Below are 19,818 nucleotides of genomic sequence, written 5' to 3' on the forward strand. Positions count from 1 at the left end.
CGGTGACGGTGATACGGCTGACGCTGCCGACGCGCTCTGCCGACACCGCCAACCGGCGCACCACCGCGCTTTCCGCGTCCGCCGCCATCGCCTGCACGGCGTTGCGGCAAAGATTGGTGAGCACGCGAAAGAGCTGATCGGAATCGGCATCCACCTCGAAAGCCAGATCGACGGCGTTGACGAATTCGATGCCGCCTTCGGTGTCGAGCAGGCCGTGGACGTCGTCGACCAGCTGGCGCAGCCTGAGCCTGCGGCGCGAAGGCGGCGGCTCCTGGGTGCGGCCATAAGAAAGCACACCTTCCGAATAGGATACGGCACGATCGAGCGCGCGCAGCAGTTTCGGCGCGAAGGCCTGCACGGTCGGGTCCTTGACCTGACGCAAGCGGTCCGACATCAGCTGCGCCGACGCCAGGATGTTGCGCATGTCGTGATTGATCTTCGACACGGCGAGACCGAGGTCGGCAAGATGCTTCTGCTCGGAGAGCATCTTCTGGAGCCGCTCCTGCATCTGCGAGAGCTCGCGCTCTGCAACGCCGATTTCGTCGGCGCGGGCGGCAGGGTGGATGATCCGCCCGGGATCGTCGGGCGCCTCGGAGAAGGCCAGCATCGAACGCGTCATCGTCCGGATCGGACCGATCATGATCAGGTCGATAGCGGCATAGACCAGCATGGCGGTGAACAGCGAGATCAGCAGCGAGACGAAGGCGACGTTGCGCGAATAGATGAGCATGGCATTGCGCAGGCTGTAGTCGGGCATGATCAGCTCGAATTCCTTGTCGCTGTCGCCGACCGGCCCGAAAACGCGCAGCATCCGCTCGCCACCGAAAAACAGCGTGTCCAAAGCACTGGTCATGCCCTGGACCAGGCCGACATTGGCGATGTCAATATGCTCGTCGACGTGCGGCGGCATTTCAGCCACGACCAGAAGGCGCGAGACGCCGCCGTCGCGCACGGCGATCGCCTTGGCGCCGATCGCCGTCAGCACGTCGTTCTGCGCGGCGCGCGACAGCGAGGCTGGCTCTCCCTGCACCAGCACGATCGAGACCGCCGCGGCGGTGCTCAGCCTTTCCTTCAGCCAACTCATTCGGTAGCTGGCGATCCAGGGCAGAAAGATAAGGACCTCGGCCAGAAGCACGAAGACGATCGTGAGCAGCAGGAGCTTTGTCGACAATCCACGCGACAAAGGCACGGTCCGGGCGGCGGCCGTCGCCCGGTCGGTCCCTTCGTCCGCGGATGGGATTTCACTCATGCTGCTTTTTCTTCACGATCACTTGATCAGCCAAGATTAGGCCATTGCGGCTTTTTTGCCAATTTCATCCTTCGTCCCAATACGGGATAAGACCGCCCAGAGTTCGGCCATCACTTCAGTCATCGGCCATGACGGCGCCGGATTGACTTCCAAAACCCTTCTTTCTATAAGCCCGCTCACGCTCGGGCCATTCGTCCCGGCGCGGTTTCGATCGCGCCAAAACCGACCCGGCAAAGCTCCTGTTACAGAGTGACAGAATCAAGAAGGGCCGCACCCCGCGGTATTAAAACAAATGAAGCGTACCTACCAACCGTCCAAACTCGTCCGCAAACGTCGGCACGGTTTTCGTGCCCGCATGGCCACCAAGGGTGGTCGTGGCGTCGTCGCAGCCCGCCGCAACCGCGGTCGCAAGCGGCTCAGCGCCTGAACGGAAGACGAGATCGTTGCCCGCAACCGGCAAGCCAGTGGGAGCACATCCCAAGCGGCTTCTGAAGCGCGCGGAATTCCTGGCTGTCCGGCGTGGCGAAAAGCGCCGCGGGCGGCTTTTTCTCGTCGAGGTTCTGGACCGCAGCGACGCAGAGGCGCCTCGCGTCGGCTACACGGTCACCAAGAAGGTCGGCAACGCAGTCGTGCGCAACCGCATCCGGCGGCGGCTGAGGGAAGCCGTGCGCACCCATGCCGCGGGTGACATGGCGCCTGGCAATGACTATGTCATCGTCGGGCGCGAAGACGTGCTTACCACTCCGTTCGGCCAATTGAAGGCCGAACTCTCCCGCCGATTGCGCGGAACACGATAGGCCAAGGCTTTCGATGGAAAACAACCGGAACTTCTTCATCACCATCGCGCTGTCGGTGCTGATCCTGTCGCTTTGGCAGTATTTTTACGTGCTGCCGCAGAGCGAGGCACAGCGCGAGAAGGCCCGCATCGAAGAACAGCGGGTAGCGGAGCAGAAGAAGGCGGCCCAAGCCACCAGTCCGGGCGGTAGCGAAACGCCGGTGCCGCCGCAAGGCGCCATTCCCAATGCAGCAGGCCCCAACGCACCGGGAACCGACGGCACGACGCCGGCCGGCCGCGAGCAGGCGCTGGCGTCGACCCCGCGCGTCAAGATCGACACACCCAGCCTGGAGGGCTCGATCAATCTCACCGGCGCCCGTCTCGACGACCTCAGGCTCAAGCACTACACGACGACGGTCGACAAGAACTCGCCCGAGATCGAGCTGCTCAACCCGGCGGCGCTGCCTACCGGCTACTATGCCGAGATCGGCTTTGTCGGCAGCGACAAGACCGGCGCGGTGCCGGGGCCGGAAACGGCGTGGACCGTCGACGGCAATGCGACGCTGACGCCGGCGACGCCGGTCACGCTGACCTTCACCAACGACAAGGGCCTGACCTTCAAGCGCACCTTCTCCGTCGACAGCGACTACATGTTCACTGTTTCGGACACGGTGCAGAATTCGGGTTCGACCGCCGTTACCCTGTCGAATTACGGCCGTGTCACCCGCTTCGACAAGCCTGCCGTTGCCAGCATCTATGTGCTGCATGAGGGGCTGATCGGCGTCACCGGCACGGAAGGGCTGCAGGAACACAAATACGCGGCCGTCGAGGAGGACAAGCAGTTCACACCGGGCAAGTCGACCGATGGCTGGCTGGGCATCACCGACAAATACTGGGCGGTGACGCTGGTGCCGACCGAGAAGCAGCCGTTCCAGCCGCGCTACGCCTATTTCGAGGACGGCCGCCCTCGCTACCAGGCCGACTTCCTCACCGACCCGATCAATGTTGATGCCGGCCAATCGGCGACGGTAGAGACCGAGATCTTCGCCGGCGCCAAGGAAGTCGCCAAGGTCAACGCCTATGCGCAAGATCGTCATATCAGGCTGTTCGACCGTTTGATCGACTGGGGATGGTTCATCTGGATCACCAAGCCGATGTTCTACCTGATCGACACGATGTACAAATTCTTCGGCAATTTCGGTCTGGCCATCCTCGCCACCACCGTCGTCGTCAAGGCCGTCTTCTACCCGCTTGCCAACAAATCCTACGCGTCGATGGCGAACATGAAGAAGGTGCAGCCAAAGATGCTTGAGATCCGCGAGAAATACGCGGACGACAAGATGAAGCAGCAACAGGCGATGATGGAGCTCTACAAGACCGAGAAGATCAATCCGCTCGCCGGCTGTTGGCCGGTGGCGCTGCAGATCCCGGTCTTCTTCGCGCTCTACAAGGTGCTCTACATCACCATCGAGATGCGGCACGCACCGTTCTTCGGCTGGATCCAGGATCTGGCGGCGCCCGACCCGACCTCGATCTTCAACCTGTTCGGCCTCATCCCGATCACCTTGCCGCATATGTTGATGGTCGGCGTTTGGCCGCTGATCATGGGCGTGACCATGTTCCTGCAGATGCGCATGAACCCGACGCCGCCGGACCCGACGCAGGCCATGATCTTCACCTGGATGCCTGTCATCTTCACCTTCATGATGGCAGGCTTCCCGGCCGGCCTGGTCATCTACTGGGCCTGGAACAATTTGCTTTCGATCATCCAGCAAGGCGTGATCATGAAGCGGCAGGGCGCCAAGATCGAACTGTGGGACAATCTGGTAGCGCTTTTCCGGAAGAAACCGTCGCCGGCGGAGTAGCCGGCGCCCTCTCTTTGCGAATCAAGGAAAGCCCCGGTTCCGGGGCTTTTTCGCACAAGCCGAGCCGCCGCCGAACGGCGAAACCAGTCGGCCCGGCGGTAGACGCCGCCGTGACACATCCCTATAAGTCGCTCTCGTTTCAGGAGCGCTCCCTCGATGAACAGGTAAGGATGATCCGCTGCGCACGCGGTTGGTGCTGCCGGGCGGATCGCGCTATTTTGACCTTGCCCGTTTGTTTCGCCGATGGAGCCAGACCATGATCGGACCCAACCCCAACATCAAGCACCCGATCCCGATGCATACCCGCGTCGGATTCCTGAAGGGGCTGGTCACGGCGCCGAACATCGAGATCGGCGACTTCACTTATTATGACGATCCGGACGGACCAGACAAATTCGCCGAGCGATGCGTGCTGCATCATTATCCGTTCATCGGCGACCGGCTGATCATCGGCAAGTTCTGCGCCATCGCCGAGGGCGCCCGCTTCATCATGAACGGCGCCAACCATGCCATGTTCGGCTTTTCGACCTATCCGTTCAACATCTTCGGTCATGGCTGGGAAGAGGGTTTCGACCCGGCGACCTGGTCGAAGGAATTGCGCGGCGACACAGTGCTCGGCAATGATGTATGGATCGGCATGGAAGCGGTGATCCTGCCCGGCGTGACGATCGGCCATGGCGCCATCGTTGCGGCAAAATCGGTGGTGACGCATGACGTGCCACCCTATGCGATCGTCGCCGGCAATGCGGCCAAGGTGGTGAAGATGCGCTTCGACGACAGGACCATCTGGCGGCTTTTGGCGGCGGCGTGGTGGGACTGGCCGGTGGAAAAGATCAGCCGCAACCTCAATGCCATTCGTGGCGCCGATATTTCTCTTCTGGAGGCAGCGGTTTGAACGCGTTGAACAAGACCGTGATCGGCATCGAGCTGTTCACGCGGCCGTGGATCTTCATCCGCGGCGTGCCGGCAATGAAATTCCTGCCGCCGGAAGGACCGCCGGAGATCGCCTTTGCCGGCCGCTCGAATGTCGGCAAATCGTCGCTGATCAACGCGCTGGTCAACCAGAAGGGGCTGGCGCGGACATCCAACACGCCGGGGCGGACGCAGGAACTCAACTATTTCGTTCCGGGTGGATTTTCCGGCGAAGGCGCCGATCTGCCGCCGATGGCGCTGGTCGACATGCCGGGCTACGGCTACGCCACCGCGCCCAAGGAAAAGGTCGACGACTGGACGAAACTCGTATTCGACTATCTCAAGGGCCGCGTCACGCTGAAGCGCGTCTACGTGCTGATCGACGCCCGCCACGGCATCAAGGCCAAGGACGATGAGGTGCTGTCGCTGCTCGACAAGGCGGCGGTGTCCTACCAGGTCGTGCTGACCAAGACCGACAAGATCAAGGCGGCCGGCGTGCCGCGATTGATCGAAGAGACGCTTGCGAAGATCAAGAAGCGGCCGGCCGCGTTTCCGTTCGTTCTCGCCACGTCGTCGGAAAAGAGCGAGGGCCTCGAGGAATTGCGCGCGGCGATCGTGCTGGCAGCCAATGGCGGCTAGGACTTTGCCTCTAGTGCAATCGTCTGGGTGCTTTCTTCCGTGGCAAGCGTTTCGGTGCCGTAAGCTTTCAGGAACATGCCGACGCCCGACCTGACGATGTGGTCGATTTCTTCCTGGCTCGGGGCTTTGGTGCGGTAGGCGAATATGCACTGGCGGAAAAGGCCAGCAAGGCACAGCTCAGTGAACTGATAGGCGGCAAGATCGACATCGTCGATCCGCAGCAGGCCGCGCTCGATGGCGGCATTGAGAAAAGCAACGACCTTGTCGTGGCCGCGTTTCGGGCCGCGTTCATAAAAACGCGCGCCAAGTTCGGGAATCCTGTCGGACGCGCCGATTACCGTGCGCTGCGCCTGGATGACCTTGGCCGACGTGATCTTGAGGGACAGCACCTTGCCGAACTTCACCAGCGTCTCGCGAAGGTCGTCGGCGCGGTCGAGCATATCGTACATGTTCTTGAAGATCGTGCCGCGTTCTTCCTCGATCAGTGCTTCGAACAGCTCTTCCTTGTTGGCGAAATAGACATAGATCGTGCCCTTGGAAACGCCGGCCTCGCGGGTGATGTCGTTCATCGACGCCGCTTCAAAACCCTTGTCGATGAAGACACGGCGCGCGCCTTCGATGATCTGGCTGCGCTTGACCGGGTCTTGCCCCGCCGCCGGACGGCCGCGACGCAGGCCATCCAGCAGATCGCACTGGTCCTTGTCGGCTTCGGTCATAACGTCACACCTCGAAAAATATTCGAACCGATCGGTTCGATCACCCTTGATATGGGCCTCTCTCCGCGCTAAGTCAATGTTCACATCGCACCGAACGGTTCAGTCTGACTGATTTTCCAGAGAGAATGCCCAGTCTCCAGAGACCCAGAGAGATTCCATGTCCTCGAACGCGACCCCCACCGCCGAAGTCCGTCCTTTCCCCAACGCCAAGATTGCGCCAGCGACCGAAGCGCCGACCGCACCGACCGAGCCCGCAATAAGTCCTCCGGCCGAGACGCCGGCCAAAAAGAAACGTTCGGCACGCTCCTTTCTGTTGCCCATCATCGCGCTTGGATTGCTGGGCGCAGGCGCCTGGTATGGCTACGACTACTGGACCGACGGGCGTTTCATGATCTCAACCGACGATGCCTATGTCCAGGCCGACATGGCGTTCATCTCGCCGAAAATTTCCGGCTATGTCGATCAGGTCAAGGTGACCGAGAACCAGCAGGTCAAGGCCGGCGACCCTCTGCTGGTCGTCGACAATGGCGACTATAAAATAGCGGTCGCCCAGGCCGAGGCGCAGATCGCCACCTTGAGCAAGACGCTCGACCGTATCGACGCCCAGACCGAGGCGGCGCGCGCATCGCTCGAGCAGGCGCGGGCGCAGAAGACCGCCGACCAGGCAGCCGCCAACAATGCGGCGCGAGCTCAAGCGCGCGCCGCCCAATTGCTCAAGACGCGTGTCGGCACCCAAGCTCAACTGGATGATGCCCAGACCGCGGTCGAGCAGGCCAATGCCGCCCTTGTCGGCGCCGACGCCCAGATCGCAGCGGCGCAGGCCAATATCGGTGTGCTTCAGGCGCAGCGCGCGGAGACGGCAAGCACACTGGCGTCGCTGCAGCTTGCCCGGGACAAGGCCGCGCGGGACCTGTCCTTCACCGTGCTGCGCGCGCCCTATGACGGTGTGGTCGGCAACCGCTCGGTCGAGCAGGGCGACCTGATCAGCCCTGGACAGAAGCTCGCCGTTATCGTGCCGATGGACAAGCTCTATATCGTCGCAAATTTCAAGGAAACCCAGCTTGCCCGGCTGGTGCCTGGCGAAAAGGTCAGGATTTCGGTCGACGCTATCGACGGTCACGACTTTGAAGGCACGGTGTCGTCGCTGGCACCGGCCTCCGGCGCGGTGTTCTCGCTGCTGCCGCCGGAAAACGCCACCGGCAACTTCACCAAGGTCGTGCAACGTGTGCCGGTTCGCATCGACGTGCCGGCCGACGTGCTGAAGACCGGCAAGCTGCGCGCCGGCCTCAGCGTCGTCGTCGCCGTCGACAGCCGCACAGCGCCGGCCGCGTCGAACTGAGCGGCCGCTTGGGAGCAATGCCATGGCAACGGCAACCGTGACGGCAGGATCGCCGCCGGCGAGGCCGGCTACGCCTGACACCATTTCCACACGGCGCGTCATCGCTTTCTTGGCGATGGTGTTCGGCATGTTCATGGCGATCCTGGACATCCAGATCGTCTCGGCCTCGCTGGCCGAGATCCAGGCGGGCTTGAGCGCCAGCTCCGACGAAATCCCGTGGGTGCAGACCGCCTATCTGATCGCCGAGGTGGTCATGATCCCGCTGTCCGGCTTCCTCAGCCGGATGCTGTCGACGCGGGTGCTGTTCACGATCTCGGCGGCAGGCTTCACTGCGGCAAGCGCTCTTGCCGCGACCGCAACCAATATCGACCAGATGATCGTCTACCGCGCCGTGCAGGGCTTCATCGGCGGCGGCATGATCCCGAGCGTCTTTGCAGCCGCCTTCACCATCTTCCCGCCGTCGCGCCGCGCCATCGTTTCGCCGATGATCGGCCTGGTGGCGACGCTGGCGCCGACCATCGGCCCGACTGTCGGCGGCTATATCAGTCACGCCATGTCCTGGCACTGGCTGTTCCTCGTCAACATCGTGCCCGGCATTCTGGTGACGACAGCCGCCTGGTCGCTGATCGACTTCGACAAGCCCAATCTCAAGCTGTTCAGCAAGTTCGACTGGTGGGGCCTTGCCGGCATGGCGGCCTTCCTGGGCTGCATGGAATATGTGCTGGAAGAAGGTCCTAACAACGACTGGCTGCAGGATCAGGCGGTGTTCATCTGCGCCACCATCATGACCGTCGGCGCGGCGCTGTTCTTCTGGCGCGCTTTTACAGCCGAGGAGCCGATTGTCGACCTGAAGGCCTTCACCAACGTCAACTTCGCTTTCGGCTCGTTGTTCTCCTTCGTCGTCGGCATCGGCCTCTACGGGCTGACCTATCTTTATCCCGTGTTCCTCGGGCGCATCCGCGGCTACGATTCCCTGATGATCGGCGAGGCGCTGTTCGTCAGCGGCCTGGCCATGTTCTTCACCGCCCCGATTTCCGGCATCCTGTCGAACAAGATGGACCCGCGTCTGATGATGATGATCGGCTTCTTCGGCTTCGCCACGGGGACCTGGTGGATGACGCATCTCACCGCCGACTGGGATTTTTATGAGCTGCTGATCCCGCAGATCCTGCGCGGCTGCTCGATGATGCTGTGCATGGTGCCGATCAACAACATCGCGCTCGGAACCTTGCCGCCCGAGCGGTTGAAGAACGCGTCGGGCCTGTTCAACCTGACCCGCAATCTCGGCGGCGCGGTTGGCCTTGCCGTCATCAACACGGTGCTGATCGACCGCAACGCCTTCCACTACGCAAGGCTCTCAGAGCACGTGCAATGGGGCAGTGCCGCAGCACAGGAAAAGCTGCAGAACATGACGCTCAACTTCGAGCAGACTGCCGGACTTGACGCCTCCAAGGCGGCGATCTCCAAACTATCAGGCATGGTCCAGCAGCAGGCGTCGCTGCTGTCTTTCATGGACGTGTTCTTCATGCTGACCGTGTTGTTCGCCACGCTGGGACTCTTCACCCTGTTCATCCGCAAACCTGCCGCGGCCGGTGGCGGTGGTGGCGGACACTGAGGAGCGCCGGGACCCCCCGCCCGGCATCCTCGCGCATGACCCCGAAAAGCAATTTTCGGGGTCATGCGCAAAATCTTAAAAGGCAGTAGGCGCGTCGCGTGTGATGGGAACCACGCGCCGGGCTTTAGGTCTTTGCATGTCGTTCCCCCAAAACCGCTGCCACTTTTGGGCGACATGCATTAGATGGTTTGGGCTAAAGTTCCGGGATGAATATCCTGATTCTCGGCGCGACCGGTTTCATCGGTTCCGCCGTCGCAAGGAAACTCGCGGACGAAGGCCATCAGGTCACGGGGCTTGGGCGTGATATCGCGCGTGCCTCGTTGAAGATGCCGTTCGTTCGCTGGCTGAAGGCCGATCTCGCCGGCATGACGCAGGGCGTCAGCTGGCAGCACGTGCTGGATGAGCAGCAGGTTGTCGTCAATTGCGCCGGCGCGCTTCAGGATGGGCTCTCAGACGATCTGAGTGCCACCCAGGAACGGGCGATGCTCGCCCTCTATGAGGCGGCGCGCGACCAGAGGCTGCTGATCATTCAGATATCGGCGGAAACGGAAACCGCTGACCGCGACATTCCTTTTCTCAGCACCAAAAGGCGAGCGGACACGGCTCTCGTGGCAAGTGGCGTACGCCATGTCATTCTGCGTCCGGCGCTTGTGCTCGGCCGCAACGCGCATGGCGGATCCGCATTGCTAAGGGCTCTCGCAGCCTTTCCCATGGTCATTCCGCTGGTTTACGCTGAAAGCCTCGTTACGACGGTCGCACTCGACGATGTCGCCAGCGCCGTCAGCGCGGCCATCCAGGACACGCTGCCAGCCGGATCCGACGTCGCTCTTGGCAGCGACGAAAGGCTCACGCTCAGAGAACTCGTCCTATTGCATCGCAGCTGGCTCGGCCTTCCTGCCGCGCCGGTGATTTCCATGCCATCGGCGGTCGCTCGGCCGGTGACATGGTTCGCCGACATGGCCGGCAGGCTTGGTTGGCGTTCGCCGCTCCGCTCTACCGCCATGGCAGTCATGTCAGGTGGCATTGAAAACCGGCGACCACATGACCACCGCCCGCGCCTGTCGTCGACGGCCGAGACGCTCGCCGCCGTCCCTTCGGGCGTCCAGGATCTCTGGTTCGCCCGCCTCTATCTGCTGAAGTCGCCAATCATTATGATCCTGGCGCTTTTCTGGCTAACTTCCGGCCTCGCGCCGTTCCTCACATTCGAGGCGGCGCAAAGCCATCTCGCCTTTCTGCCCGATCGCCTTGCAGGCATCATGGTGGTCGCGACATGTCTCGCCGACATCATGCTCGGGCTTGCGGTTCTTTTCCGACCCTGGGCAAGACGCGCGCTGATCGGCATGCTTTTCCTGACGTTTGTCTATCTGCTTGCCGCAACGTTCACCGAACCTGTGCTTTGGCTCGATCCGGCCCCCTCGTCAAGGTGGTTCCGTCGATTCTGCTGACGCTCGCGGCCCTCGCCATTCTGGATGAACGCTGATGGCTGAATGAACGCTGACGGCGGTCGCGCTCGAATTCAAGCCGTCAGGCCGTGGCCGGCTTGAAGGCCAGGGCAACGCCATTGATGCAATGGCGCAAGCCGGTTGGCGGCGGCCCGTCGTCGAAGACATGGCCGAGATGGCCGCCGCAGCGGCGGCAATGGACCTCGGTGCGGGTCATGCCGAGAGACCTGTCCACGGTCTTGCCGACGGCATTGGGAATCTCCTGCCAGAAGCTTGGCCAGCCGGTGCCGGAATCGAACTTCGTCTCGGACGAATAGAGCGGCAGGTCGCAGCCGGCGCAGGCGAAGATGCCCTTGCGGTGCTCGTTGAGCAGCGGGCTGGTGCCCGGATATTCGGTGCCTTCCTTGCGCAGCACATTGAAAGCCGCGTCAGACAGCACGGCGCGCCACTCGGCCTCGGTCTTGGTGACCTCGAAGGTTTCGGCCGCCCCCGCATCCTGCGGTCTGCCCATGCGCAACAGCACTGCGGCACCTGCAGCCACCCCGATGGCAGCCGCACCGCTCAAAAGAAGATCGCGACGGTTCATGATCATTTCTCCTGTTATCCGTCTGCCAAATTCGACCGTCATACGGAAATCAAAAGCCGGTGACGGCTAGCTCCTGAAAACGGATACTCCGCACCGGGCCCCACGCTTGGAGGGCGGGGGACGGCGCGGAGTGTACGCTTGTCGATTGCGCGGGTCACGCAAGCGGAACCCACGCTATCGGCATGGAGCCTCGCCCATATCTTCGCTGGCAGCAGGCCCTTCGTTACATCTTCGGCATAAGAACCTTGTCGATGACGTGGATGACGCCGTTCGACTGCTCGACATCGGCAATCGTCACATTGGCGACATTGCCGTTCTCGTCGGTCACCGTGACCTTGCCGCCATCGGCCTTGAGCGTCAGCTCGCAGCCACCGGCCGTCTTGGCCTTGTGCGCACCGCCATCGTCCATGACCATCTTGGTGACGTCGGCGGCCAGCGCCTTGGCAGCGATGACGTGGCAGGTCAGAATCTTGACCAGCTTGTCTTTGTTTTCGGGCTTGAGCAGCGTGTCGACCGTGCCGGCCGGAAGCGCGGCAAACGCCTCGTTGGTTGGCGCGAACACGGTGAAGGGACCGGCACTCTGCAGCGTCTCGACGAGACCACCGGCCTTGACGGCCGCGACCAGTGTCGTGTGATCTTTCGAATTGACGGCGTTCTCGACGATGTTCTTGGTTGCATACATGGCGGCGCCGCCGACCATCGGATTCTGGGCATAGGCGGCGGTGGCGAGCGCGGAGACGGCGACCGTTCCGGCAAGCAAAAGGGTGGCGGATTTACGCATTATGTCAATCTCCTCAGTTTATCTTTCCCCTCTTTGGGGGCGCAAGGAGATACGGGAGATAAGTGCGTGAGTTTCGTCGCTCCGGAGAAAATCTTACCTTTCATAACGGCGATTCAGAGCAGGTCCATGCTCGGTTGTATGTTCATAAGCTCATTCAACCATAGGAGATAGATTAAAATCTTCTCGTAAGAGCGAGAAGACAGATGCGATCAGATGCTCTTCAAATCGCCCGCAGCGACCACGGGGCCGGTCGGCTGACCGGTCGGCGAACCACCGGCCGGCTCGAGGCTAACCGCAAGCACGGCGCCCTGCGCAAGCTTTTCCTGAACGGCCGGCGAGATGGTCATATGCGCGGTCTGACCGGCCGGGATGACGCCCATCGAGACCGGCGCATTCTTGCCCTCGATCATCCACAGCTCGAAATCCTTGCCGGCGGCACGCTCGCCCGAGACATGCGACAGGCCGACCTCGCGATGGGCGGCGTCATAGACGGCAAGATATCTGACGTCGCTGCCGTCAGCGGCCAGCGAGGCGACAAGCCGCGGCTGTTCGACCGGCGGGTTGAGGTAAGGCACGGCGATGGTGATCGCCAGCGCCACGACGGAAGCTGCGGCAAGACCGCGCCAGAAGGCAAGGCTCGACCAGAGGCCGGCGCGAGGCTCTGCTACGAACAGCTGGCGATCTATTGCCTCCTTGACCCTGATCGGAGGCTCTGTCTCCGGATAGGCGCCTGCGATAGGCGAAAGATGCGCCTCCCATGCATCGACAAGGCGCGCAAAAGAGGCGTCCGCGTCGATGCGGCGTGACGCAATCTCGCGTTCGTCCGCGGCCAGCACGCCAAGAACATATTCGGCGGCGAACAGGTCGTCGCCCCCAGGTTCCGGTCCGTTATCCTCTTCCAGCGTCATCTTTCCAGACACTCTCTGAGCTTCAACAGGCTGCGCCGCAGCCAGGTCCGCATCGTGTTCAGCGGCACGTCGTGGCGTGCCGCCAGTTCGGCATAGCTTTCGCCGTCCAGATAGGCGCCCCGGACGGCCGCCGCCCGGTCCTTTTCCAATTCGTCGAGACAACGATAGATGCGCTCGGATTCACCGCCCGCAACAGCCGCAGCCTCTGGTCCCGGCGCCGGATCGGCCACCTCGAGCGCAGCATCGATATAGGCGGCAGGCTCTCGCCGCGCCCTGATGCGATCGATCGCATGATTGCGCGCAATGGCCACCAGCCAGGAAATCGGGCTTAGATCCGAGACGGCGAAACGATCCGCCTTCGTCCATATCTTGACGAAGACCTCCTGCAGCGCCTCTTCTGCCTCTCCCCGGTCCTTCAATACACGAAGGCAGACGCCGAAAAGTTTCGCGCTGGTCTGCCGGTAGAGCAGATCGAACGCAGCCCGGTCCTTCATCGAAGTCCGAACGATCAGGTTGCTGATGTCCCGCGGCGTCATCGGCTGCCAAATTAGGCAATTGCAATGTATTTGCAACGGCGGAAGCGTTCTTGTGCACCGGGAGCGTCGTGGACTTCGATTGCCAAGAAAATCCGCAACCGCTAGCCTTCTCATAGCGGGGAGAGCGGCAATGTCGGTTGAACAGGTCTTGTGGGAGCACGACGCAACCGGGCTTGCCAGCCTGGTGCGCAAGGGCGAGATCACACCGCAGGAGCTCGTCGATGCGGCGATTGCGCGGGCCGAGGCCACCCGCCCGGACATCAACGCCATCGCCGAGCCGCTTTACGAGGCGGCGCGGACGCGGACGAAAACCATCGACCGCAAGCTGCCGCTGGCCGGCGTGCCTTTTGCGCTGAAGGATCTCGGCATCGCCATGAAAGGCGTGCCGACGCATGGCGGCAGCCGCATTCCGGCTTTCGTTGCCGATTTCGACTCGGTGATGACTGAACGCCATCTGGCCGCTGGCCTTGTCCCGATCGCCACCAGCACCTCGCCCGAACATGGGCTGAGGCTGATGACCGAATCCGCCGCTTTCGGCATCACCCGCAATCCGTGGAACACGGCGCATACCAGCGGCGGCTCGTCTGGAGGGGCGGCGGCGCTAGTCGCGGCCGGCGTCGTTCCGGTGGCGCATGCTTCGGATGGCGGCGGCTCGATCCGCGTTCCCGCCGCCTGCACCGGGCTGGTCGGGCTGAAAACCTCGCGCGGCCGCGTGCCGCTGTCACCGCTCGTCACCGAAAGCTGGTACGGCCTGGTCGTCGACCACGCGCTTGCCCGCTCGGTCCGGGATTCGGCCTTGCTGCTCGACCTGACTCACGGACCCGATCCGATGGCGCCCTATGCGGCGCCGCCGCCGAAAGGAACTTTCGCTGCCGCAGCAGCGCGTGACCCCGGCAAGCTGAAACTTGCCGTCTACCGGAAATCGCCGCTCGGCCTGCCGATATCGGTCGAGACGCTGACGGCGCTGGACACGGCCGTGGCGTTGGCGCGCGAAGGCGGCCATACGATCGAGGAGATCGACCTGCCCTATATCGATCGTGATTTCATGGCCGATTTCTGCAAGATTGTCGCCGCGGCGGTGGCCGGTACGATGCGCGCTGAAGCGTTGCGTGTCGGACGCTCCGTCTCAGGCGACGTCGAGCGCGCCACGCGTCTGATGAGCCGCTTCGGCGAGATCGTCTCGGCCGGCGAGACCTATGCCGGCCTGCAGCGGCTGCATGCCGTATCGCGCCGCCTGATCACCGAGACCGCGCAATACGATGCCGTGCTGATGCCTGTTATTGCCCATCCGCCACTCGCCTGCGGCGCCATGGACCCGAAAGGCGCAGATGCGTTCATAGAGGACGTGCTCGACAGGCTGCGCCTCGCCCGGCTGCTGATATTCAAGCCGCTGTTTGGGCAGTTGATGGACAAGAGCCTGTGGTTCACCCACTGGCCGGCGATCCAGAACGTCAGCGGTCAGCCGTCGATCACGCTGCCTGTCCATGTCACCGATGCCGGCCTGCCGGTCGGCATCCAGGCCGCCGGCCGGCCCGGCGACGAAGAGACGCTTCTGTCCCTCGCTGCGCAAATGGAAAAGATTTCGGGATGGCAGGCGCGGCGGGCGCCGCTGCGAATGCCAGCATAGAAGCAGGCCGATTTCACCTGATGTCACAGCAACGCCGTTTGCGCCCCGCCGCAATTCCCGCTAAGACGCCGCCGATCATTTCAAGCTGGGAACAATGCCGATGACGGACGTCGCCGCCACCGCCGAAATGCAGGCCGCGCTGCTTTCGAGGGCGCTGCCTTATATGCAGCGCTACGAGAACAAGACGGTGGTGGTGAAATATGGCGGCCATGCCATGGGCGATATTGCGCTCGGCAAGGCCTTCGCCCGCGACATCGCGCTGCTCAAACAATCCGGCGTCAATCCGATCGTCGTCCATGGCGGCGGGCCGCAGATCGGCGCCATGCTGAGCAAGATGGGCATCGAATCGAAGTTCGAGGGCGGATTGCGTGTCACCGACCAGAAGACGGTCGAGATCGTCGAGATGGTGCTGGCCGGCTCGATCAACAAGGAGATCGTCGCGCTGATCAATGCCGAGGGCGAGTGGGCGATCGGCCTGTGCGGCAAGGACGGCAACATGGTTTTCGCCGAAAAGGCGCGCAAGACCATGATCGACCCGGACTCCAACATCGAGCGCGTGCTTGATCTCGGCTTCGTCGGCGAGCCGGTCGAGGTCGACCGCACATTGCTCGACCTTCTGGCACGATCCGAAATGATCCCGGTGCTGGCGCCGGTGGCGCCGGGCCGCGACGGCCACACGTACAACATCAACGCCGACACCTTTGCCGGCGCGATTGCCGGCGCCTGCCAGGCGACACGCCTGTTGTTCCTCACCGACGTGCCCGGCGTGCTCGACAAGAACAAGAAGCTGATCGACGAGCTGACCGTGACCGAGGCAAAGGCCTTGATCAAGGACGGCACGGTGTCGGGCGGCATGATCCCCAAGGTCGAGACCTGCATCGAGGCGATCGAGCGCGGCGTCGAAGGCGTCGTCATCCTCAACGGCAAGACGCCGCATTCGGTGCTGCTCGAGCTGTTCACCGAGCACGGCGCCGGCACGCTGATCGTGCCATAAGCGGCGGCCTTGGTCGCGCCGCCAGTCGATTAGCTGGGCTGAGGAAGGCGCGCGATGACTTTTATTTCAAAATCGAAGCCAGCCAGCCAGTTCACGCCCACCGCGGTCCAGTTCGGGTAGGGCGGTTCTCCGATCGCCTTCAGCCGAACGGCGTTGATCGCCTCCCACTGTGTGGCCGGGTCGGTGTGGAATGTGGTGACGTCAACGATATCGTCGAAGGTGCAGCCGGCGGCCTTCAACACTGCCGCGAGATTGTCGAAGGCAAGCTGGACCTGCTTTGCAAAGACCGGCTCGGGCGACCCGTCCTCGCGGCTGCCGACTTGGCCTGAGACGAACAGAAAGTCGCCCGAGCGGATCGCCGCCGAATAGCGGTTGATCTCGTAGAGGGCCTGCCGACCGGCAGGGAAGATCGCATCGCGTTTGGTCATTGTTTCACTCCATCTAGACAAGGCAGGCCAGACCTCCCGACGATCGCGATGTGGCTTCGCCGAGAAGGGCGAGAGCCGCTCGCAAGGCTGCAGGGTTTTGGATCGCTGCGCTCCGGTTTCCGGGCGGTTGTGACATACCCCCGTCTCCCCGAAGTGGGTACATACGCTCCGTATATCAATACGCATACGTTGCGTATGTTTTTAGGAGATTGCCCAGAGCTGATCAGGCGCTCGGCGAAATCGCGATCCCGGGCGGTGTCAGCTTGCGCGCCGGGTGCCCGAACACCATCGATTCCTCTTCCTCGTCCTGCGGCGCGCCCCAGAATTCGGCCAGTGTCGGACCGTCCTTCAGGCGGCGGTCGCGGGCGAGAAAGCCCCAGACCTCGCGGAACCAGACGCGGCGGCCCATCTGCGTGTACCAGCGCATCGAATGGCGCTGTTCCGGGTCCTTGTGGAACAGGATGCGCGCCAGTGCCTTCGGCCGCGACTGCACCGCCAGTTCGATCAGCTTGACGCTGAAGAACAGCATCCAAGGCTTCAGTCGGGTCATCTGCAGCACTTGATGCTTGTAGTCCCACAGGCGGGCGTCCAGCTGGATCACCTTGCGGTCCCTGGCCATCCTGAAGAACGGCGTCCAGCGGTGCGGGGTGACATAGAGCGCCTGGATCTGGTCCGGATCATAGGCGATGAGCTGGCGGAAGCCGCGCCAGAGATCGCGAAAGCGCTCATCCTCGAAACCGGCGACCCAGGTCGCCATCGACAGTATGCCATTGAGGCGCAGCAACCGGATCGCCTCGCGGTCGGACGAGGTGCTGCCTCCCTTGCGGATCAACGCAAGCGTCTTCTCATCGGTGTTTTCCATGCCCAGCAGCCAACGGATGACGCCTGCCTTGCGGTAGAGATGCAGGCTGTCGGCATCACGAACAATGTCATCTGCGCGGGTTGAGCCGACGATCAGGACCGGCACGTTCTCGGCGATCATCGCATCGAGAAAGGCGCGCCAGGCTTTTTTGGACGAGGTCGGATTCTCGTCGGCAAGGTTGATCAGCTCGACGCCATGCTCGCGGTGCAGCCAAGCGATCTCTTGCGCGAACTTCACCGGGTCGCGATGCCGCCATCGCGTCCAGAAACCGCGCTGGCCGCAATAATTGCACAGATGCGGGCAGCCTCGAGAAAACTGCATGACCACCGCGCGCTTGCCGCCCCAATAACTGTAACGACTGATATCGATCAGGTCCCAGCCGATGCGGTATTCATCGAGGTCGGCGATCGTGCTTGCCGGCTTGGTGGCAAAGGGACGGCGCAAATCGTCGCGAAAGGCGATGCCCGCCACGCCAGACAGCGGCCGGCGCCTTTCCAGCGCCTCAACCAACGCGACGATGGTCGCCTCGCCTTCGCCGCGCACGATGAAGTCGAAGACGTCCGTTTCGGCAAGTATGTCGCGCCAGTGATAGGTGGGGAACACGCCGCCATAGATCACCATCGTCGCCGGGTCGATGTGCTTGACCATTCGTGCGATCTCCAGGGCTGTCGGATGCGCCGATGTCTAACCGGAATGGCCGATCAAAATGCAATCGGGATGACCGCTCAAGGCGTCTTGCACGGCTGCGGCAAGCAGCATCGGCCCGAACTCGGCATCGACGAGCCGCACCTCATGGCCAGCGTCGATCAGCGGGCCGCCCAATGCGAGCAGGCCGAGCGGCGGCAAATGGTCGTCGGGCACGCGGCTGCCGATGGCGGTATGCGGCGGATTGATAGGACGATTTTCATGAAGGACCTTTTGCAATGGCGGTCCGGTCATCCTGGTCGTCGATCTGGGCCTGCAGCTGGCCCGGTTCAGCAGTTTCCGTGCAGCTTTTCCGCAGAAATGCATTTGCCGAGATACAGGCTCATCGCCTGAGGTGCCCGAGCGGCACGTGGCCCGGCCCCTTGATGTTCTGCAGCACAAGCTGCGTGTGGACGTCGCGCACGCCGTCGAGCCGCATCAGCCGGTGCATGACGAAGGCGTTGAGCTCGTCGACCGACGGCACCATCACATGCAGCAGGAAATCGTAGTCGCCGGTCATCGTCCAGCACGACGACACCTCGTCCATGCGCTGCACGGCAGCGATAAAGGTTTCGGGCGAACCGTCGCTGTGGGTTACGAGGCGCACCTGAATGAACACCTCGACCAGCAGGCCGACGGCGCGGCGGCTGAGCACAGCAGCAAAGCCCTTGATGATGCCGGCGCTCTGAAGAGCCTCGAAGCGGCGCGCGCATGGCGTCGTCGACAGGCCGATCTCCTGGGCCAGTTCGGACACAGGCTTGCGTCCGTCACGTTGCAAGATATCGAGCATCTTGATCTCAAAATCGTCAAATTGAGGCACTTTCACTCTCCTACAGCTTTGCTGTGGTGGCTTTTACCTCAAATCGCGTATTCGAGCCATCATCAAAGCGGATTTGCCTCACCGGATCCGGCTAGATTTTTACGATGTTAGTCGTGATTTCCAGGGAGAACAGCCATGACGATCAACGTTGCCGACTACGCCCGCGAATGCGCGGCGCAAGGCCTTCGCGGCGACTATTCGGTCTGCCGTTCCGATTTCACCGTCGAGCAGAGCTACAACTACACCGCCGACGAGCAGGCGGTGTGGCGCACACTGTGCGACCGCCAGACGAAGCTGACCAAAAAGCTGGCACACCGGTCCTATCTCGACGGCGTCGCCACGCTGGGCCTGCTAGACAAGATTCCGGATTTCGATGTGGTCAGCGAAAAACTGCGCAAGCTTACCGGTTGGGAAATCGTCGCCGTGCCGGGCCTCATTCCCGCACCAGCCTTCTTCGTCCACCTCGCCAGCCGGCGCTTCCCGGTGACCAACTGGCTGCGGACGAAACAAGAGCTCGACTACATCGTCGAGCCGGACATGTTCCACGACTTCTTCGGCCACGTGCCTGCACTGACGCAGCCGGTCTTTGCCGATTTCATGCAGATGTATGGGGAGAAAGCGGAGGACCTGATCGCGCTTGGCGGCGACGAGATGATCAGCCGCCTTTACTGGTACACCGTCGAATACGGGCTGATACAGGAAGCCGGCCAACCGCTGAAGGCTTTCGGCGCCGGGCTGATGTCGTCCTTTGCGGAACTTCAATTCGCGATTGAAAGCAAGGACGCGCACCATGTCCCCTTCGATCTGGAAACGGTGATGCGCACCAGCTACGAGATCGACAAGTTCCAACGCGCCTATTTCGTGCTGCCATCCTTCGACGTTTTGCGCGATGGATTCCAGGATGTCGCCGAGATGGCAGCGATTGTCGAACGCCACAAGGGCAAACCGGCGCTCGACCCGGCGAAACTTTAAACGCTGGGCAGGCTCGGACGCTCGCAGCCGACCGGCGCGGGCGTTGTTGGCGGTGGACTGCGATGACG

The 19,818-nt window shown here is 62.5% G+C and carries 18 protein-coding genes and 2 pseudogenes; 11 read left to right on the forward strand and 9 right to left on the reverse strand.

Translation table 11 applies throughout. The features are described 5' to 3' along the window. Positions 1-1,249: HAMP domain-containing sensor histidine kinase (locus EOB36_RS22585; protein WP_164897586.1), on the reverse strand; the 1,249-nt coding region annotated here is incomplete at its 3' end. A gap of 292 nt (positions 1,250-1,541) precedes the next feature. Between EOB36_RS22585 and rpmH the strand changes: the two genes are divergently transcribed. From rpmH to yihA, 5 genes are all read left to right on the forward strand, one after another. Beyond that, positions 1,542-1,676 carry a 50S ribosomal protein L34 gene (gene rpmH, locus EOB36_RS22595; protein ID WP_008833937.1) on the forward strand — a complete coding sequence of 45 codons (135 nt, stop codon included), beginning with the start codon at positions 1,542-1,544 and terminating at the stop codon, positions 1,674-1,676. 16 nt (positions 1,677-1,692) lie between these two features. Then, on the forward strand, positions 1,693-2,046 hold the full coding sequence (gene rnpA, locus EOB36_RS22600) for a ribonuclease P protein component (RefSeq protein ID WP_095484530.1): 354 nt from the start codon (positions 1,693-1,695) through the stop codon (positions 2,044-2,046). 13 nt (positions 2,047-2,059) lie between these two features. Then, positions 2,060-3,889: a membrane protein insertase YidC gene (gene yidC, locus EOB36_RS22605; RefSeq protein ID WP_128285723.1), complete on the forward strand. Its 1,830-nt coding sequence runs from the start codon at positions 2,060-2,062 to the stop codon at positions 3,887-3,889. Between the two features lie 256 nt (positions 3,890-4,145). Continuing rightward, positions 4,146-4,784, forward strand: coding sequence for a CatB-related O-acetyltransferase (locus EOB36_RS22610; RefSeq protein ID WP_128285724.1), 639 nt, complete (start codon positions 4,146-4,148; stop codon positions 4,782-4,784). Beyond that, on the forward strand, positions 4,781-5,440 hold the full coding sequence (gene yihA, locus EOB36_RS22615; protein WP_128285725.1) for a ribosome biogenesis GTP-binding protein YihA/YsxC: 660 nt from the start codon (positions 4,781-4,783) through the stop codon (positions 5,438-5,440). Before EOB36_RS22610 ends, yihA begins: the two co-directional genes overlap by 4 nt. On the opposite strand, the gene EOB36_RS22620 is transcribed toward yihA, so the two are convergent. Further along, positions 5,437-6,156, reverse strand: a complete 720-nt coding sequence (locus EOB36_RS22620) for a TetR/AcrR family transcriptional regulator (RefSeq protein ID WP_126104043.1) — start codon at positions 6,154-6,156, stop codon at positions 5,437-5,439. The genes yihA and EOB36_RS22620 overlap by 4 nt on opposite strands. Before the next feature lie 157 nt (positions 6,157-6,313). On the opposite strand from EOB36_RS22620, the gene EOB36_RS22625 reads away from it, so the two are divergent. The 3 genes and pseudogenes from EOB36_RS22625 (at position 6,314) to EOB36_RS22635 (ending at position 10,590) form a co-directional block, all read left to right on the forward strand. Continuing rightward, the gene (locus EOB36_RS22625) at positions 6,314-7,495 is read left to right on the forward strand and encodes an HlyD family secretion protein (RefSeq protein WP_126104044.1); all 1,182 of its coding nucleotides are present in this window, start codon (positions 6,314-6,316) and stop codon (positions 7,493-7,495) included. A gap of 22 nt (positions 7,496-7,517) precedes the next feature. Next, the gene (locus tag EOB36_RS22630; RefSeq protein WP_128285726.1) at positions 7,518-9,110 is read left to right on the forward strand and encodes a DHA2 family efflux MFS transporter permease subunit; all 1,593 of its coding nucleotides are present in this window, start codon (positions 7,518-7,520) and stop codon (positions 9,108-9,110) included. Between the two features lie 206 nt (positions 9,111-9,316). Further along, a pseudogene (locus tag EOB36_RS22635) lies at positions 9,317-10,590 on the forward strand (SDR family oxidoreductase). A gap of 44 nt (positions 10,591-10,634) precedes the next feature. Here EOB36_RS22635 and msrB read toward each other — a convergent pair. From msrB to EOB36_RS22655, 4 genes are all read right to left on the reverse strand, one after another. After that, complete coding sequence (gene msrB, locus EOB36_RS22640) at positions 10,635-11,138, reverse strand: peptide-methionine (R)-S-oxide reductase MsrB (RefSeq protein WP_128285727.1); 504 nt, start codon at positions 11,136-11,138, stop codon at positions 10,635-10,637. A gap of 223 nt (positions 11,139-11,361) precedes the next feature. Beyond that, the gene (locus tag EOB36_RS22645) at positions 11,362-11,919 is read right to left on the reverse strand and encodes a fasciclin domain-containing protein (protein WP_128285728.1); all 558 of its coding nucleotides are present in this window, start codon (positions 11,917-11,919) and stop codon (positions 11,362-11,364) included. A gap of 209 nt (positions 11,920-12,128) precedes the next feature. Next, positions 12,129-12,827, reverse strand: coding sequence for an anti-sigma factor (locus EOB36_RS22650; protein WP_128285736.1), 699 nt, complete (start codon positions 12,825-12,827; stop codon positions 12,129-12,131). Then, the gene (locus tag EOB36_RS22655; protein WP_095484540.1) at positions 12,824-13,363 is read right to left on the reverse strand and encodes a sigma-70 family RNA polymerase sigma factor; all 540 of its coding nucleotides are present in this window, start codon (positions 13,361-13,363) and stop codon (positions 12,824-12,826) included. Before EOB36_RS22655 ends, EOB36_RS22650 begins: the two co-directional genes overlap by 4 nt. A gap of 130 nt (positions 13,364-13,493) precedes the next feature. Between EOB36_RS22655 and EOB36_RS22660 the strand changes: the two genes are divergently transcribed. Together EOB36_RS22660 and argB are read left to right on the forward strand one after the other, a co-directional pair. Beyond that, positions 13,494-14,990: an amidase gene (locus tag EOB36_RS22660; protein ID WP_095484541.1), complete on the forward strand. Its 1,497-nt coding sequence runs from the start codon at positions 13,494-13,496 to the stop codon at positions 14,988-14,990. Positions 14,991-15,090: 100 nt separating this feature from the next. After that, entirely contained in the window at positions 15,091-15,984 is an 894-nt protein-coding gene (gene argB, locus EOB36_RS22665; protein ID WP_095485071.1) for an acetylglutamate kinase, read from the forward strand. 29 nt (positions 15,985-16,013) lie between these two features. On the opposite strand, the gene EOB36_RS22670 is transcribed toward argB, so the two are convergent. The 3 genes and pseudogenes from EOB36_RS22670 to EOB36_RS22680 form a co-directional block, all read right to left on the reverse strand. Beyond that, positions 16,014-16,412 (reverse strand): RidA family protein, encoded by a 399-nt coding sequence (locus EOB36_RS22670; RefSeq protein WP_126104051.1) that lies wholly within the window; start codon positions 16,410-16,412, stop codon positions 16,014-16,016. Between the two features lie 223 nt (positions 16,413-16,635). Continuing rightward, positions 16,636-18,213, reverse strand: a pseudogene (gene bchE, locus EOB36_RS22675) (magnesium-protoporphyrin IX monomethyl ester anaerobic oxidative cyclase). An 88-nt stretch (positions 18,214-18,301) separates the two neighbouring features. Next, on the reverse strand, positions 18,302-18,778 hold the full coding sequence (locus EOB36_RS22680; RefSeq protein ID WP_095485072.1) for an Lrp/AsnC family transcriptional regulator: 477 nt from the start codon (positions 18,776-18,778) through the stop codon (positions 18,302-18,304). Between the two features lie 135 nt (positions 18,779-18,913). On the opposite strand from EOB36_RS22680, the gene phhA reads away from it, so the two are divergent. Then, positions 18,914-19,750: a phenylalanine 4-monooxygenase gene (phhA, locus tag EOB36_RS22685; protein ID WP_128285729.1), complete on the forward strand. Its 837-nt coding sequence runs from the start codon at positions 18,914-18,916 to the stop codon at positions 19,748-19,750. Positions 19,751-19,818 lie beyond the last annotated feature (68 nt).

The sequence above is a fragment of the Mesorhizobium sp. M6A.T.Cr.TU.017.01.1.1 genome (assembly GCF_004023115.1).
GTDB lineage: Bacteria > Pseudomonadota > Alphaproteobacteria > Rhizobiales > Rhizobiaceae > Mesorhizobium > Mesorhizobium mediterraneum.

Excerpts from the sequence above, each read along its gene's own strand:
- EOB36_RS22650 (WP_128285736.1), bottom strand. The coding sequence starts at position 12,827 with ATGACGCTGGAAGAGGATAACGGACCGGAACCTGGGGGCGACGACCTG.
- EOB36_RS22620 (WP_126104043.1), bottom strand. The coding sequence starts at position 6,156 with ATGACCGAAGCCGACAAGGACCAGTGCGATCTGCTGGATGGCCTGCGT.
- EOB36_RS22670 (WP_126104051.1), bottom strand. The coding sequence starts at position 16,412 with ATGACCAAACGCGATGCGATCTTCCCTGCCGGTCGGCAGGCCCTCTAC.
- EOB36_RS22625 (WP_126104044.1), top strand. The coding sequence starts at position 6,314 with ATGTCCTCGAACGCGACCCCCACCGCCGAAGTCCGTCCTTTCCCCAAC.
- EOB36_RS22645 (WP_128285728.1), bottom strand. The coding sequence starts at position 11,919 with ATGCGTAAATCCGCCACCCTTTTGCTTGCCGGAACGGTCGCCGTCTCC.
- yidC (WP_128285723.1), top strand. The coding sequence starts at position 2,060 with ATGGAAAACAACCGGAACTTCTTCATCACCATCGCGCTGTCGGTGCTG.
- rpmH (WP_008833937.1), top strand. The coding sequence starts at position 1,542 with ATGAAGCGTACCTACCAACCGTCCAAACTCGTCCGCAAACGTCGGCAC.
- argB (WP_095485071.1), top strand. The coding sequence starts at position 15,091 with ATGACGGACGTCGCCGCCACCGCCGAAATGCAGGCCGCGCTGCTTTCG.
- EOB36_RS22655 (WP_095484540.1), bottom strand. The coding sequence starts at position 13,363 with ATGACGCCGCGGGACATCAGCAACCTGATCGTTCGGACTTCGATGAAG.
- phhA (WP_128285729.1), top strand. The coding sequence starts at position 18,914 with ATGACGATCAACGTTGCCGACTACGCCCGCGAATGCGCGGCGCAAGGC.
- msrB (WP_128285727.1), bottom strand. The coding sequence starts at position 11,138 with ATGAACCGTCGCGATCTTCTTTTGAGCGGTGCGGCTGCCATCGGGGTG.
- EOB36_RS22660 (WP_095484541.1), top strand. The coding sequence starts at position 13,494 with ATGTCGGTTGAACAGGTCTTGTGGGAGCACGACGCAACCGGGCTTGCC.
- EOB36_RS22630 (WP_128285726.1), top strand. The coding sequence starts at position 7,518 with ATGGCAACGGCAACCGTGACGGCAGGATCGCCGCCGGCGAGGCCGGCT.
- EOB36_RS22610 (WP_128285724.1), top strand. The coding sequence starts at position 4,146 with ATGATCGGACCCAACCCCAACATCAAGCACCCGATCCCGATGCATACC.